Source organism: Spirillospora sp. NPDC052242 (genome assembly GCF_040679555.1).
In the GTDB taxonomy this organism is placed as follows: domain Bacteria; phylum Actinomycetota; class Actinomycetes; order Streptosporangiales; family Streptosporangiaceae; genus Spirillospora.
Window position 1 is genome coordinate 50,223 of record NZ_JBFAUZ010000031.1, and the last position, 15,802, is coordinate 66,024.

A 15,802-nucleotide genomic window follows, 5' to 3' on the forward strand; every position below is an offset into this window, starting at 1 on the left:
TAACCATCGCGCCCGGAGATGAGATGCCCCTCGAACCCCGCTACCGACGGGTGGCCGCACTACACCGGCCGTTCGTGGACCGGGAGTCGGTAATCGCCGCATTCACCGAAATTCTGGACGCGCCACTGGGCTCGCCGCGCGTGTTCAGCCTCGTCGGAGTCGGCGGCATCGGCAAGTCACGGCTGTTGCAGGAACTGCGGCGGCGTAGCTCGCGCACCCACCGAACGGCCGTCCTGGATCTCCAGGTCCCTGCCATGCGACAGCAGGAGGACGCCCTTGCGGTGCTCCGCGTCGAACTTGGACGGCAAGGCGTTCGGTTCGACCGGTTCGACATCGCCTACGCGGTGCTTTGGCAGCGCCTGCACCCACATCTGCGGCTGTCGTCCAAAGAACTGCCGTTCGTCAACGAGAGCGAGACCCTCACCCAGATCCTCGACGGCGCGTCCGGTGTCCCTGTGTTCGGCACCGGAGTCGGGCTGATGCGCCTCCTCGGTAAGGCGACGATCGGCATACGTCAGCGGCAGCGCATCAAGAACGACGACACGCTGAGCCGACTCGACGACCTCACGAACGCCGAACTCGCTGACGCCGTCACCTATCTGTTCGCCGAAGACCTACGGGACGGCTCCGACCGCCCCTACTCGATCTTCGTCGATGCCTACGAGGCGCTCGTCCCGGCAGGGGGACGGTCCGGGCACGCACAGGATGTATGGCTGCGCGACCTCATCGCCCAACTCGACCGCGGCGTGGTCGTCGTTGCCAGCCGCGAATCCCTCACCTGGGCCACGCACGATCCCGGATGGGCGGAGGTCATCCGCCACCAGCAGGTGGACGGATTGCCGATGCAGGCCCGGTTGGAACTCCTCGCCGGCGGCGGGATCGACGACGGTGCCGTCCGGAACGCCATCGCGATCGCCAGCCAAGGGCTCCCCTTCTACCTGCACCTGGCCGTTGACACTCGAACGACCGCGCGCCAGGCAGCTGCCGTGTCGTCCGAGGAGATCCTTGAACGCTTCCTGAATCACGTTGCCCCCGACGAGATCCGCAGCCTCGAACTGCTCAGTATCGCCCGCATCTTCGATTTCGAGATCTTCCAGGCGATCGCGGACGCGTTCGACCTGCCGAGGCACCGTCCCGCGTGGGAGTCGCTCACGGCGTACTCGTTCGTCTACCCCGCTGGACTGCACGGGCGCCGCCTGCATCAACTCATGCGTGCCGCCCTGCACCAGCGCTTGTCGCAGGAGACCATCTGGGACGTCCAAGTCCTGCTCAGACAGGTATGGGACGAACGCGCGGCGCGGGAGCACGAGACCGAGAACGGGCTCGCCACCAGGGTCCGGGCAGTGCGGGAGGCGGCATTCTGCGGCCTGCACAGCGGTGCGCTGCATGGCGAGGACGTCCTTGAGTACGCCGACCGTGCAATGCGGTACGGCGGTAAGCAAGGTGTCGACGGCGTCGCCCAAGACCTCCGCGCTTACCTGGACGCTGGCTCCGGAGACTACGACCTGGCGCAGACCGCCCGCTGCCTGGACGCCGAGTCCGCCGTCCTGCTCGGGGATGCGGAGGCGGCGACACGACTCACCCCACATATCGACTGGCCCCTGCACGACACACCAGGTGCGCGGCTGGCGCTCGCGGGCGCGCACGGCCGTCGCATTGCCGGGGCTACCAGCGAGGCACAGGACATCTTCCGCCAGATCTGGGACCGCCATTCCGGCCCTGTCCGGCTCCGGGCCGGATTCTGCATGGCCGACCTTGACATGTGCCAGGGGCGATTCGACGACGCACTGGCTACAACGGAACAGATCCTCACAGACGCTCCCGAGAGCGACCTCGTACTACGGGGTGACGCCGTCCGGCTCCAGCACCTCGGGCACCGGTTCGCGTTTGACCTGGAAGCCTCCGGCCAGGCGCTGGAGGTCGCAGCCTCGCTCTACGCGCGGGCTGGCGCGATCGTCGAGCAGGCCAACATTCTCACGAACCGCGCGGAGCTGCTTGCCTGGTCCGACCCGCTACGCGCCCTCGCCTCGGCCACGGAGGCAATCGAGACGCAGACCAGGCTCGGCGCTCACCACGAGATCGGCAAAGCGTTCACCGCACTAGCGATTGCTCAGCTTCGCCTTGCCCGGCACGACCCCGCGGCCGCCTCATTCCAGAATGCCGCCGAAGCACTCGAACGAGCTCGCTACCGGTCAGGCCGCGCCCGCGCCGAACTCTTCCGCGCGTTCCTCTACGCTCAAGCCGGCCACCACGCTCAGTCCGTTGGGTGCGCACAATGGGCCATCGCGGAACTGCTCGGCGCTGACGTTTACCCGACACTCATCATGGTCGCCACCCACCTCCTGGACGCCCTCGGCGCCGGTGATGACCGCATCGCTGCTGTAGCGGCGCAAGCCCGTGCACAGATCCGACCAACGCACCTCATGCCCACGATCGACGATCGGGCGCGAGCACTCGTTACATCGCTGCTGGAGGGCGCATGAACTGGTTGGACCTCTACGAGCAGGCGCGTGCGCACGGCGAACCCGCCACCGGGTACTACAACGACAACATCCGCATCGACACGCCCGACGGCCCCGTCAACATCCGGATCCCAATACACGGCGCCGACATGATGGACTTGCGCCCTTGGCGCGAGGAACGCGTCCTCACCGCAATAGCCCCGCACGTCCTGAACGCCCCGCGCGTGCTGCACACGTCCACCGCTCCGGCTTTCCAGGTACACGAGTTCGTGACGGGCGCCGTCCTCAATGAGGTTGCACCGCGCGGCGTCCCGGTCCCCACGCATGTCCTCGAGGACGTCCCAAGCCTGTTCGTCCAGCTCACGAATGTGCCGCGGCTCCCGGACGTCCCTGCATCCTGGCCTGCTGACGGTGACACCCCAGCCTTCGCGGGCCTCCTCTCCACGCTCACGCAGCGGGTCTACGACACCTTTCGTGATGAGTACGGTGACCTGTTCACCGAGCTGGCGATCCCCGAGGATCCGCTGGCACCGGTGGACGACCTGTGGCGCGGCCTCGCTTCTCGCCCGTTTGCCTGCGTCCACGCGGACGTCCACCGCCGCAACATGATCGTCGATGCCGAGAGGACGATCTTCCTGGACTGGGAGCTCGCGCTCTGGGGCGACCCCGTCTACGACCTCGCCGTCCACTTCCACAAAATGGGCTACCTGCCGCTGGAGCAGGACACCGTCAAGGCCCGATGGGCCAGCACCATGCCGCCGACCCACCTGACCGGTTGGGAGCGCGACCTGGAGGCCTACCTCGTCCACGAACAGATCAAATCCGCGATCGTCGACTCGGTCCGATACTCGCAGCTCTTCGCCCAGGGCGGCCCCTACCCGTATCCCGAAGAGCAGCTCGTCGACACCCTCACCGCAAAGATCAACGCGGCTCGCCGTCACTGGCACATCACCGACCCCGCCGACCCGGAGAAGGTTGCGGCCGCGCTCGGCTCTCACTGAGTCTCCCGCAGCGTTCACCAGGTTGTCTCTTCCGCTCGAGCTTTGAAGCGATCCGTCCGGAGTTCGCCGAGGGGAACTCCGGACGGATCGGCAGCAGGCGGGTCGTCTACCCTGTGCTCGCGAGGGGCCAGCCTGTTACAGGCAGGCTGGGCCCTCCTCAACTCACCAGTGTTGCGCTCCGCCTCACGTTGCTGGCGTTGCTACTGCTGCGGAGGTCCATGTCAGCCCAGACCGTGTGACCGACCTGGCGACTCCCGTAGATGCCCGTGGCGATCGCGAGTTCCGAGACCATGAACAGCCCACGTCCGCCCTCGGCAGGTTCGTCCTCGAAGCGTGCAAACCGCACCGTGGGGACAGCACCTCCCCCTTGGTCGGTGACGGCAACGTACGAGACGTCGGCCAGGGTCAGTTCCAGGCCGAACCAGCCGTGAGGCTCCCCCGACTTCGAGTGCAGGACGGCATTGGTCGCTAGTTCGGCAACCACGACGGCCACGTCGTCCTCCCGATCGGTCCCTGCGAACATGAACGCCGCGAAGGTTCGCGCTGCGTGTACCTGATCGACGCGTCCGGAGAAGACTCGACGCCAGCGCATCGGCTCTGAGCTCCACAACCACTCCCCCGCGGAGCAGAGAGTCCGGTTTGTTCTCACTGATTGGCCCCTTCTGTGGATCGTTGATTGTCTCGGCGCCTTGCCACCCTTGCCGAAGGTCCGCACTGAGCCCGGACCGTCTTCGCCATCCACCTCAAGCTCGACAACGATCACGGTTAGAGTTCGGCATGTACCTCTGCGTCACGAGACACTTTCACCCCAGAGACTTCATGATCGCAATCTTTTCCAGGTGGAAAGTTGTCGCGAGTCGCAAGTTGCGTGGCACATTGACCGACAAATCAGGCATGAAGGGCGGATAGATGACGGCACCAAGCCCAGCCACCGTGCGACATCGCTTGCTCGTGCAGAAGCTCCGTCGCCTGCGCGAGGAAGCAGGCTTCACCCAAGCCGAGGTCGCCCGCGATATGGACTGGTCCGAGTCCAAGCAGATCAAGATCGAAAGGGGCAACATCCCCGTACGGGTGCCCGACGTACGCGCGCTACTCGCTCACTACGGGGTTCTCCTACCAGACAGAAAGGAGGAGGCCGACGCGATCCTGCAACTCGCCCGCGACGCCCGACAGAAGGGCTGGTGGCACAGCTACGGAGACGCTGTGCCCGCTTGGTTTGAGCCCTTCTTGGGCTTGGAAACAGAAGCCACCAACATCCGTACCTATCAGGCAGAACTCGTCCACGGCTTGCTTCAGACAGCCGACTATTACCGATGTTTCGTCAGTAAGTCCACGGCAATCAGCATTGACAAGGACATCGAGCACAAGATCGCGGTACGCGCCAAGCGGCAGGCACGGATCGAAAGCCCTAATGCACCAAGTTACTGGACAATCATGAACGAGGCGGTCCTGCGTCGAATGCCTTCCAATATGGAGATGAAGCGAACCCAACTCGAGTACGTTATTGAACGGATGGAGCTTCCAAACGTAACCGTCCAGGTGCTCCCATTCACTGCGGGTATGCACCCAGCGATGGACGGTCCGTTCGAGATCCTCGGGTTCCCCGAGTCCCTAGACCTTGACGTGGTCTACCTTGAGTCTCAGACTGGCGCACTGTACCTGGAAGAAAAGCCCCAAGTCGCTCGCTACACCGCGATCTTTGACCAACTGCGCGCGAAGGCCCTCGACCCCGACGAGTCACGCGGCCTGATCACGCGGATACTTCGGGAGACCACATGACCTCCTCACAGCATCCGACCGCACCAGCCGCACGCTGGCGCAAGAGCAGCCGAAGCAACAACGGCGGAAGCTGCATAGAAGTTGCCCCCCTCGGGGCCACGAGTCTCGCTCGGGACTCCAGGGATCCAGACGGGCCTGTGCTCGCCTTCGCCCGGGCCGAGTGGGCGAGGCTGTTCGACGACATCAAGGCCGGCAGACTCGACCTTCCGTAAGCCGAGTCACCACTACAGGCAGTATCAACCTGCTGCTCGTAGTGGACAGCTGTAGGTGCTCAGCGGCCTCCGCCAACGCTCTCAACACAGGGATGCGCAGCTTTACCTTCCGCCTGTCAGAGGTGAGCCATATGGTTGCTCCGTGCCCGAGCCTGAGCTTCCGCCTGGGGTCTACGAGAACCTCGTAACTGCAGCACTCCACCGCCGTCTCCAGGGAGTGGACGACGACCTCGTCCAACGTGTTGAGCTCGAGAAGGCCGACACCACCGAGCTCCTCGTCCAGCATGTAACGTCCCTCACTCGCCGTGCTCTTAAAATCGCGGCAGGTAGTTCCGGTAGCGTTGCCGCGCAGGTGGCCGTAGCGGACGAGATCAGCAAGACAATCGCTCAGATCTCCCAAGATGCTGCGGACAACGACGACCTGATCGGTGAGCATCAGGACGTACTCCTCAGCCTGGCCGCCGGACGCCTGCCTGATGGGACGGTCACCTTCCCCCAGCGTCCCGACATCCCGCTGTCGTCAAGTGCACTGCTCGTCAATGGGCGCGACCAGCCGCAGATCGGTCCCGAAGTCATCAAGGAGTTGCACTCCGCAGACCGGGTCGATCTGCTGATCGCCTTCGTGAAGTGGCATGGCCTTCGGTTGATTGAGCCCGCCCTGGCGGACTTCATCCACCGCGGCGGAACCCTACGCGTCATTACGACGACCTACATGGGCGCAACGGACCTGCGGGCCGTCGATCGGCTCGTGAGTCTTGGCGCTGAAGTTGCGATCTCGTACGACACCTACCGAACTCGACTGCACGCCAAGGCTTGGCTGTTTCATCGCCGCTCTGGGCTGGACACGGCCTACGTTGGGTCGTCGAACCTGTCCCGGACTGCCATGCTCGACGGCGTTGAATGGAACGTGCGGCTGGCGCGAGCGGAGCAGCCACATCTCGTGGATACGATCGCTGCAACTTTTGAAGACTACTGGAATGACCCCAGCTTCGAACGCTACGTTCCGGAACGTGATCGTGAGCGCCTAGAGAAGGCGCTCACGTCTGAGCGCACCGGCGCCACGGCCCTGCCCATCGAAATCGCGAATGTCGATATTATCCCGTGGCCGTATCAGCAGGAAGTACTCGAAACGCTGCAGGTCGCCCGAGATAACCATAACCATTGGCGCAACCTGGTGGTGATGGCCACTGGCACTGGAAAGACGATCGTCGCAGCACTCGACTACAAGCGCCTGCGTGAGGCAGGAAAGGTCGAATCGCTTCTTTTCGTCGCACACCGGAAAGATATCCTGACGCAGAGCTTGGCAACGTTCCGTCTCGCGCTAAAGGACCGCACGTTCGGTGACCTCCTCGTGGACGGCCAGCGACCCGCTACCTGGCGGCACGTGTTTGCTTCCGTCCAGTCCCTCAAGTTGCCTCACCTGAATCCTGACCATTTCGACATGGTCATCATCGACGAATTCCACCACGCAGCGGCCAAGTCTTATAGCGCACTTCTGGATCACATCGAACCTGTCGCACTGCTAGGACTTACCGCCACGCCCGAACGAACCGACGGTGCAGATATCTTGCACTGGTTCGATAATCAGCGCCCAACGGCAGAACTTCGGCTGTGGGAAGCTCTTGAACGCGGCATGCTCACACCGTTCCACTATTTCGGCATTCATGATGGCGTCGATGTATCCTCCGTGACTTGGAATCGCCGCACCGGCTACGACATGAAAGAGCTAGAAAACCTGTACACTGGGCTTGATACCCGCGTCGACGTAATCGTCCAAGCACTGCAGGAAAAGCTCGGCGAGCTAGACAGCATGAAAGCGGTGGGCTTCTGCGTCAGCATCAAGCACGCAGAGTTCATGGCCGACCGATTCAACAAGCGCGGGATACCGGCCGCAGCGATAACTTCGTCACTCGACTCGCAGCAGCGGACAACCGTTCTCCAGCAACTCCGCAGCGGCGAGAAGAAGATAGTGTTCACGGTCGACCTCTTCAATGAAGGTGTCGACGTGCCTGACATCAACACAATTCTTTTCTTGCGCCCTACAGAGAGCGCCACGATCTTCCTCCAGCAACTCGGGCGTGGTCTCCGGGTCACCGAGAACAAGCCGGTCCTTACCGTCCTTGACTTCGTCGGCCATCAACACAAGGATTTTCGGTTCGACAAGCGGTTCACCGCGTTGACGGGTATCCGCCGTGGAAAACTTAAGGAAGCGGCGGAGGCGGGCTTCCCCACTCTCCCCGCAGGCTGCTCCATTGACCTCGATCGCGAGGTCAGCAAGATCGTGCTATCAAATATTCGGCAGGCGATTACGTTCCAGCGAAACGAGCTCATCGCCGAGCTGCGTGGACAGTCTGAAGTATCACTGAAAGATTTCCTCCACGAGACGAATGTTGAGTTGGCTGATCTTTACCGCGGGGACCGGGGCGGGTGGTCCTCCCTCCGGCGTGCTGCCGGCCTCGAGTCCCGTCTTGTCCAGGACGAGGCGCAGGACACGGCCTTGTATAAAGCCATCGGGCGCCTGGTACACGTTGACGACACTGAGCGACTCGACTTCCTGAACGAGATCTTGACCCAGCCGCAGCCCCCCAGCCTGGCAGAAGCCAACTTCAAGCAGAAGATCCTGTTCTCCATGCTGAACACGGCTTTTGATCCCAACAAGCCTGCGGCGGCCATCGAGGAGCACCTCCGTGCGCTCTGGGCCAACCCGGCCCGCCACGAGGAACTCATTGAGGTCGTTGACATCCTTCACGGGGGACTCAGCCGCTTTACACCCACTGTGAAAGGGATGGAGGAGAACCCCCTTCGCGTCCATGCCCGCTACACACGTAACGAGGCACTGGCGGCGTTCGGCGTGGAGAGGTCCCGCTCAATGGTTGCGGGCGTCCGCTGGGTCCCTGATCAACAAGCCGATGTCTTCTTTGTAACCATCAACAAAGATGAAAAGCATTTTTCTCCCACCACAATGTACAACGATCGGGCCATCAGCCAAACAATCTTCCAGTGGGAGAGCCAAGCAAACACCCGAGAATCATCGGGACCAGGGCAGCGCTACATCAACCACGCAGCTCGAGGCTCCACGGTCCACCTCTTCATGCGTGAAGACAACAAGGGTAAGATTTATGATTATGCAGGCCCTATGACCTACATACAACATGACGGCGAGCGGCCCATGCGCATAATTTGGGAACTCGCCTATCCCCTCCCCGCGGAAGTCTTCCACTACGCCAAGGTCAATTCTGGCTAGGTTTACTTATCTCAAGGTTGGAGCCAGTCTGGCCCCCGGCGCCTCCGCCGCCGCGAGGTGGCGGTTGCATGGCCGGTGTTGGTCTTTTGGGGCGGCCAGGGCCCTTCCGCGTGACGCTATGGGCAAGGGTCTGCCGGACGGGTGGACCATGTCCGGAGGGTGGTCGTCATGTCGGAGTCGCAGGTTGAGGGCGGCGGCGTCCACGGTGAGGTGGAGGGGTCTTGGTTGGGGCGGGGGGTTGCTCTCTTTACCCCTGTGTTCGCGGTTTTCGCTGGGTGGTTGGCGGGGGTGGTGGCTCAACTGGTGCCTGGGGCTCATCTGGATGAGACGCAGGTGACTGCGTTCATGGTCGCTGCTACTACGGCGGCGCTGGGGTCTGGGTGGAAGTGGTTGCAGGGTGGCAGCAGCATGAGCGGTTTGTGGTTGAGGGGAAGGCTGCTCCTGTGAAGCGGCGGGTGCCGAAGTAGGTTCGCGGGCTTGCGGCTTCGCGCGTCCTGCGGGTCGTTACGTCCAGCGGAAGGTTTTGGTGGCGGTTGCCACTGCGGCGAGGGTGGTGATGGCGAGGGCTGCCAGGGAGGTTCCGTCGGGGGTGGTGCCCGTCCAGGTTGCGGAGAGGGTGTCTAGGGAGGCGCCGTAGGGGAGGTGGGCGCCGGTGGTGGCCAGCCAGTCGGGGAGGTTCGTGCGGGGGCCGAAGCCGCCGCCGGTGGCCATGGTGGCGAAGAAGAGGAGCAGGCCGATGGCCACCGCGGCGTTGGCCGTGGGGGCCAGGGCGGCTACCAGGAGGCCGACCGCGAACATCGCGGCCGTTGCGAGGGCGAATACGGCGAGGGCGGTGAGGGGGGATCGGGGCATGGTCGCGTCGAAGGCGAAGCGGGCGACCAGGAGGGCGAGGGTCACGCCCAGGAGGGTGTGGGCCAGGGCCACTGCGGCTTGGGCTACTAGGACGGCGAGGGGGTTCGCGGGGGTTACCGAGAGGCGGCGGAGGATGCCGGTTTTGCGGTAGGTCGCCACGAAGGACGGCATGTTCACGATGCCGATCAAAGCCGTGATCATGGTGAGGGTGAGGGGGAGGACGTAGGCGTCGAAGGCCGTGAGGCCGTCGAAGTCGTCGGTCGGGGCGGACGAGCCGAGGCCGTTCATCACCATGATGAGGCTCGGGAGGGCCAAGGGGACGATCAGGCCTGCGGTGTCGCGGGCGACGAGCTTGGCCTCCGTCCAGGTGAGCAGGGCGTATGCGCGGGGGGTCACTCGTACCTCCGGCCGGTCAGGGCGAGGAACGCGTCTTCGAGAGTCGCCGTTTCGTGGCGCGTTTCCGTGACGGTGATGTTGTTCTCGAGCAGGGTCGCGGTGACCGTGTGGAGCAGGTTTCCGGTGCCGGTGATGGTGGTTTCTGTGTTGGCTGTGGTTATCTCGGCAATTTGTGGGTTGTTGCTGAATATTGCCGGGTTTAGGGGTTTCCTTGTTTTCACGTGGACGCGTTGGGGTGCGTCCGTGCGGGCGATGAGGGCGTCGGGGGTGTCGAGGGCGGCGAGGCGTCCGCGGTCGATGATGGCGACGCGGTCGCAGAGGCGTTGGGCCTCTTCCATGAAGTGGGAGACGAGGAGGATCGTCACTCCCGTGTCGCGGATCTGGGTGACGAGGTCCCAGGTGTCGCGGCGGGCCTGGGGGTCGAGGCCGGTGGTGAGTTCGTCCAGGATCGCTATGCGGGGCTTCCCGATGAGGGCGAGGGCTATGGAGAGGCGTTGGGCCTCGCCGCCCGAGAGGGCGCTGTACGGGCTGTTGCGGAGGTGTGCCAGGTTCAGGTCGGCCAGGAGTTCGGCCGGGTTTGCGGGTTGTGAGTAGAACGAGTGGTAGAGGGCCACGGCTTCGCCGACCTTGAGGGCGTCCGGGAGGACGCTGTGCTGGAGCTGGACGCCGAGGCTGCGGCGGAGGCGGGCGCGGTCGCGGACGGGGTCGAGGCCCAGGACGCGGATGCGGCCGGAGTCGGGACGGCGCAGTCCGGCGATGCACTCGACGGTGGTCGTCTTGCCCGCCCCGTTCGGGCCCAGGATGCCGAAGATCTCGCCGGCTTCGACGGTGAAGCCGATGTCGTCGACGGCGAGCACGTCGCCGTACTTCTTGCTCAGGGATTCGACTTCGATCACGGTTCGGACGCTAGGCGGCGCGGTTCGTCTTGTCGGGTGCCGGCGGTCACGTGACTTCCGGCACGGGTGGCCTGCACCGACTGCCCGTACCCTTCCGGTCATGGGCGACTCGCGGCTGGAGCGGTGGGGGACGGCGTGCCTGCTGGGGGTCTGCCTGGTGATCGCGTGCCCGGTCGCCCTCACGCAGCTGGGCGGGGAACGGCCCACGGTGGGGCCGGTGTGGCTGTGGTGGGCCTGTTACGGCCTTTTCCTCGCGTCGTTGTTCGTGATGTTCTTCGCCGAGCGGCAGGGGCCGCTGCTCGGCTTGGTCGCGGTGACGGCCGCGGTGGCCGTGCTGCTCGCACCGGACGTCGCGTGGACCGCGATCGTGCTCGTCTTCGTCACCGCCATCGCCGCGCACCTCGCCGGGCCCCGGACGGTCGCCCTGTTGCTCGTCGGCAACAGCGCGGTCGCGGGTCTCGCCGCGGTCCTGCGGGACGGCTCGGTGATGGACGTCGTGCTGTCCGCGGCCATCTACGGGATGCTGCAAGGGTCCGCGATCTGGGGCGTGCTGAGCGAGCGGCGGAACGCGGAGACCAGCGAGCGGCTCGCGGTGGTGAACACCGAGCTGCGGGCGGCGACGGAGCTGCTGGCGGAGTCGAGCCGGTCGGGCGAGCGGTTGCGGATCGCGCGGGAGCTGCACGATCTCGTGGGGCATCAGCTCACGGCGCTGGTGCTGGAGCTGGAGGTCGCGGCGCACAAGGCGGACGAGCCCGCGAAGGCGCACGTCGAGCGGGCGCGGGGGCTCGCGCGGGAGCTGCTGGGCGACGTCCGGACGGCGGTCGGGGAGCTGCGGGGACGGTCGGTGCCGCTCGATCGGGCGCTGCGGGAGATCGTGGTGGATCTGCCGCGCCCGCGGGTGCATCTGCGCGTCGCGGAGGTGGAGCCGGACGAGGCGTGCGCGGCGGCGCTGATCCGGTGCGTGCAGGAGGTCGTGACGAACGCGATCCGGCATGCGGGCGCCGAGAACCTGTGGGTGAACGTCGAGCGGGAGGGCGACGGGGTGGTGCTGAGCGCGCGGGACGACGGGCGCGGGACGAACGCGCTGCGGCTCGGGAACGGGCTCGCGGGGATGAAGGAGCGTGTGGGGCAGCTGGGCGGAGACGTCTCGTTCGACACGCGGGACGGGTTCGGCGTGCGGGTGCGGGTGCCGTCGTGATCCGGGTGTGCGTGGTCGACGACCAGACGCTCGTGCGGCAGGGCATCCGGCATCTGCTGGAGCTGTCGGAGGAGGTGACGGTCGCGGCGGAGGCGGCGGACGGGGACGAGGCCCTGCGGGTGATCGAGGAGGACGAACCGGACGTCCTGCTGCTGGACCTGCGGATGCCCGGACGGGACGGGATCGCGACGCTGGAGGCGCTGCGGGCGCGGGGCGTCGGCGTGCCGACGCTGGTGCTGACGACGTTCGACGACGACGAGCTCGTCCTGCGGGCGCTGCGGGCGGGGGCGGACGGGTACCTGTTGAAGGACGTGACGCTGGAGGAGCTCGTCGGGGCGATCAGGACGCTCGCGGGCGGGGGGTCGCTGGTGCGGCCGGCGTTGACGGATCGGCTGCTGCGGGCGGTGCCGCGGCTGCCGGAGCCGATCGACGACCTGCCGCCGCCGCAGCCGCTGACGGAGCGGGAGCTGGAGATCCTGCGGCTGCTCGCGGGCGGGTACGCGAACCGGGAGATCGCGGACGCGCTGCGGCTGGCGGAGGGCACGGTGAAGAACCACGTGTCGAGCCTGCTGGCGAAGCTGGGGGTCCGGGACCGGACGCGCGCGGTGCTGCGGGCGCTGCAGTACGGGCTGCTCACCAGGAATGGATCATGAACGGGCCGTGAAATGGGCGCCCGGTCATTTTGGAACGCTCCTTTGGCCCTTCTGGATTTGCGCGGCGAAGCGAAAGACAGGTACCTCTGACCGGCGGTTCCCTGCGGGGACACCATTGTCTGTGAGAAGCTCCCATGGTCGCCACGGACAATGGAGATCTTGTGCTGGACAATGTGCAGGCGGGTCCGACGGCGCTGCGCATGCAGATCGGCGCGCGGCTGCGGCGGTTGCGGGAGCGGAACGGCATCGGACGGGCGGAGGCGGGGCGGGCGATCCGCGGTTCGGCGTCCAAGATCAGCCGGCTGGAGCTGGGCCGGCACGGGTTCAAGGAACGGGACGTGCTCGACCTCCTCCGGCTCTACGGCGTGACGGACGCGGCGGAGCGGGAGTCGCTGCTCGAGCTCGTCCGGGAGGCGAAGCGGCCCGGCTGGTGGACGGCGTACGGCGAGGTGGTGCCGAGCTGGTTCGAGCAGTTCCTCGGGCTGGAGCAGTCGGCGACGACGATCCGCAACTACGAGGTGCAGTACGTTCCCGGGCTGCTGCAGACGCGCGAGTACGCGCGGGCCGTGATCGGCCTCGAGCACCACGACGCGCACCCGGAGGAACTGGTCAAGCGGCTCACGGTCCGGATGAACCGGCAGGCGGTGCTGCACCGTCCGGTGGGCGCGGCGACGCTGTGGGCGATCATCGACGAGGCGGCGCTGCGGCGCCCGATCGGCGGGCCGGCGACGATGCGCGGCCAGCTGCGGCACCTGATCGACGTGGCCGAGCACCTGCACAACGTGAACGTCCAGGTCCTGCCGTTCTCGGCGGGCGGGCACCTGGCGCTCGGCGGGCCGATCACGATCATGCGGTTCGCGCAGTACGACCTGGACGACGCGGTGTACCTCGAGCAGCTCACCGGGGCGCGGTACCCGGAGGGCGCGGAGGCGTCCCGCTACCAGGAGATCATGGACCTGCTGGCGATCCGCGCGGCGCGCCCCGCTCGGACGATCGACTTCCTCAAGGACCTGCTGGCCGAGTTCTGACTCCCCCTCCCGGGGGGCGGCTTCACCCGGAAGCGGGAGGGTTCGCGGTGATCTCGCCGCTAATGTCGCCCGCATGGATTCCGCCGTGACGATCGTGGCGTTCACCGCCGGGACGCTGCTCAACACGCTGGCGCTGGCGTTCGGCGCGCGGCGGCTGCTGAACATGCGGTTCTCGCTGTTCCGGACGGCCGTGGCGGGCGCGGCCGGGCAGGCGGTGGCGAGCCCGGTCGCGGGCGCGCTGTTCGCCGGGATCGACCCGCGGCGGCAGGTGCCGGCGACGCTGTGGTTCATCGTGCTCGGGTTCGCGTGCGCGGTCCTCGTGTCGATGACCGTTCTGGTGCTGTGGGAGGCGTTCGTCCCGACCGGGTCGATCCCGTCGCCGCTGTACTGGTTCGGCAGCGTCCGGTCGCGGATCTCGCGGACGCGGCGATACCGGCAGATCTCGTTCATCTTCCTCCGCCACGGCTTCGGCCCGTACCTGCGGGGACGCGCGAAGCGGGGGCCGAGCACCGAGAACGAGCGGGTGCGGCTCGCGCGGTCGCTGACGGAGGCGCTGGAGCAGGGCGGCGTCGCGTTCGTCAAGCTGGGGCAGGTGCTGTCGACGCGCCGGGACGTGCTGCCGCCGGAGTTCGTCGCCGAGCTGGGACGGCTCCAGGACCGTGCGGCGCCCGTCCCGTGGGAGCGGATCGAGCAGGTGATCCGGGACGAGCTGGGCGCGGCGCCCGAGGACGTGTTCGCCGAGTTCGACCGGACGCCGCTGGCGGCGGCGTCGGTGGCGCAGGTGCACACGGCGCGGCTGCGGTCCGGCGAGGACGTCGTGGTGAAGATCCAGCGGCCGGGGATCCGGACGGTCGTGGAGCGCGACCTCGACATCGTGGGGCGGCTCGCGCGGACGCTGCACCAGCGGGCGGGGTGGGCGCGGGCGTTCGGGGTCGTCGACCTCGCCGACGGGTTCGCGGACGCGCTGCGGGAGGAGCTCGACTTCCGGGTGGAGGCGCGGAACATGGCGTCGGTCGGGGCCGCGCGGGGCACGGACGTCCTGATCCCGCGGCCGTTCGACGACCTGTGCACGGGCCGGATCCTGGTGATGGAGCGGCTGGCGGGGACGGCGCTGAGCAAGGCGGGACCGCTGATCGACGAGCGCGGCATGGACCGGTCGAAGCTCGCGCAGGCGCTGCTGGACACGGTGCTGCGGCAGATCGTCGTGGACGGCACGTTCCACGCCGACCCGCACCCGGGCAACATCCTGCTGCTCGACGACGGACGGCTCGGCCTGATCGACTTCGGGTCGGTGGGCCGCCTCGACGCGGAGCTGCGGGCGTGCCTGCAGCGGTTGCTGCTGGCGATGAACCGCGGCGACACGGTGGGCGTCACGGACGCGTTCCTGGAGATGGTCGCGCGTCCGGACGAACTGGACGAGCAGGGCCTCGCGCGGGCGCTCGGCGCGTTCATGGCGCGGCACCTCGGCCCCGGCAGCGCCCCCGACATGGCGATGTTCACCGAGCTGTTCCGGCTGGTCGCGCGGTTCGAGCTGGCGGTGCCGCCGGAGATCGCGGCGGTGTTCCGGGCGCTGGCGACGCTGGAGGGCGGGCTGACGGAGCTGGCGCCGGGGTTCGGCATCGTGACGGAGGCGCAGTCGTTCGGCGAGACGTACCTGCGGGAGCGGCTGCGGCCGTCGTCGCTGCAGGAGGCGGTGTCGGACGAGGTCATGGGCATGCTCCCGATGCTGCGGCGGCTCCCGCGCCGCCTCGACCGCATCACCGCCGCGGCCGAGGCGGGCCGGCTCACGCTGAACGTGCGCCTGTTCGGCGACGAGCGCGACCGCCGGACCGTGACGGGCCTGCTGCAGCAGGTGCTGCTGACGATCCTCGCGTCCACGGCGGGGATCATGGCGGTGATGCTGCTCGGCCTCGACGGCGGCCCGGCGATGGCGACGGACGTCTCCCTGTACCAGTTCCTCGGCTACTGCATGCTCGTGGTCTGCTCCGTCCTGGCCCTGCGCGTCCTGGTGGTGATCTTCCGCAGATGACCCGCCCGCCTCGGGGTCGGCGGGGTTTTTCGAACATACGTTCGCCGACACC

The 15,802-nt window shown here is 66.6% G+C and carries 12 protein-coding genes; 9 read left to right on the forward strand and 3 right to left on the reverse strand.

All coding sequences use genetic code 11. From position 1 onward, the window contains the following. Nucleotides 1-23: 23 nt before the first annotated feature. Nucleotides 24-2,483, forward strand: a complete 2,460-nt coding sequence (locus tag AB0L25_RS24590) for a hypothetical protein (protein ID WP_500175019.1) — start codon at nucleotides 24-26, stop codon at nucleotides 2,481-2,483. Then, on the forward strand, nucleotides 2,480-3,463 hold the full coding sequence (locus AB0L25_RS24595; RefSeq protein WP_500175020.1) for an aminoglycoside phosphotransferase family protein: 984 nt from the start codon (nucleotides 2,480-2,482) through the stop codon (nucleotides 3,461-3,463). The genes AB0L25_RS24590 and AB0L25_RS24595 overlap by 4 nt, the downstream gene beginning before the upstream one ends. Nucleotides 3,464-3,620: 157 nt before the next feature. Here AB0L25_RS24595 and AB0L25_RS24600 read toward each other — a convergent pair whose 3' ends face one another. Then, nucleotides 3,621-4,055: an ATP-binding protein gene (locus AB0L25_RS24600; protein ID WP_500175021.1), complete on the reverse strand. Its 435-nt coding sequence runs from the start codon at nucleotides 4,053-4,055 to the stop codon at nucleotides 3,621-3,623. Nucleotides 4,056-4,414: 359 nt separating this feature from the next. Here AB0L25_RS24600 and AB0L25_RS24605 point away from each other — a divergent pair, with 359 nt between their 5' ends. From AB0L25_RS24605 to AB0L25_RS24615, 3 genes are all read left to right on the forward strand, one after another. Next, nucleotides 4,415-5,242 carry a helix-turn-helix domain-containing protein gene (locus tag AB0L25_RS24605; protein WP_500175065.1) on the forward strand — a complete coding sequence of 276 codons (828 nt, stop codon included), beginning with the start codon at nucleotides 4,415-4,417 and terminating at the stop codon, nucleotides 5,240-5,242. After that, nucleotides 5,239-5,454 (forward strand): DUF397 domain-containing protein, encoded by a 216-nt coding sequence (locus AB0L25_RS24610; protein ID WP_500175022.1) that lies wholly within the window; start codon nucleotides 5,239-5,241, stop codon nucleotides 5,452-5,454. Before AB0L25_RS24605 ends, AB0L25_RS24610 begins: the two co-directional genes overlap by 4 nt. 142 nt (nucleotides 5,455-5,596) lie before the next feature. Continuing rightward, on the forward strand, nucleotides 5,597-8,698 hold the full coding sequence (locus AB0L25_RS24615; RefSeq protein WP_500175023.1) for a DEAD/DEAH box helicase: 3,102 nt from the start codon (nucleotides 5,597-5,599) through the stop codon (nucleotides 8,696-8,698). A gap of 504 nt (nucleotides 8,699-9,202) precedes the next feature. On the opposite strand, the gene AB0L25_RS24620 is transcribed toward AB0L25_RS24615, so the two are convergent. Together AB0L25_RS24620 and AB0L25_RS24625 are read right to left on the reverse strand one after the other, a co-directional pair. Further along, complete coding sequence (locus tag AB0L25_RS24620; RefSeq protein ID WP_500175024.1) at nucleotides 9,203-9,946, reverse strand: ABC transporter permease; 744 nt, start codon at nucleotides 9,944-9,946, stop codon at nucleotides 9,203-9,205. Further along, nucleotides 9,943-10,842, reverse strand: a complete 900-nt coding sequence (locus AB0L25_RS24625) for an ABC transporter ATP-binding protein (protein ID WP_500175025.1) — start codon at nucleotides 10,840-10,842, stop codon at nucleotides 9,943-9,945. The genes AB0L25_RS24620 and AB0L25_RS24625 overlap by 4 nt, the downstream gene beginning before the upstream one ends. 100 nt (nucleotides 10,843-10,942) lie before the next feature. On the opposite strand from AB0L25_RS24625, the gene AB0L25_RS24630 reads away from it, so the two are divergent. From AB0L25_RS24630 to AB0L25_RS24645, 4 genes are all read left to right on the forward strand, one after another. After that, complete coding sequence (locus AB0L25_RS24630; protein WP_500175026.1) at nucleotides 10,943-12,040, forward strand: sensor histidine kinase; 1,098 nt, start codon at nucleotides 10,943-10,945, stop codon at nucleotides 12,038-12,040. Further along, nucleotides 12,037-12,693 (forward strand): response regulator, encoded by a 657-nt coding sequence (locus tag AB0L25_RS24635; protein ID WP_500175027.1) that lies wholly within the window; start codon nucleotides 12,037-12,039, stop codon nucleotides 12,691-12,693. The genes AB0L25_RS24630 and AB0L25_RS24635 overlap by 4 nt, the downstream gene beginning before the upstream one ends. A 161-nt stretch (nucleotides 12,694-12,854) precedes the next feature. After that, entirely contained in the window at nucleotides 12,855-13,721 is an 867-nt protein-coding gene (locus tag AB0L25_RS24640; protein ID WP_500175028.1) for a Sco1979 family transcriptional regulator, read from the forward strand. A 73-nt stretch (nucleotides 13,722-13,794) separates the two neighbouring features. Beyond that, nucleotides 13,795-15,750 carry an ABC1 kinase family protein gene (locus tag AB0L25_RS24645; protein ID WP_500175029.1) on the forward strand — a complete coding sequence of 652 codons (1,956 nt, stop codon included), beginning with the start codon at nucleotides 13,795-13,797 and terminating at the stop codon, nucleotides 15,748-15,750. The last annotated feature ends 52 nt before the right edge of the window (nucleotides 15,751-15,802 follow it).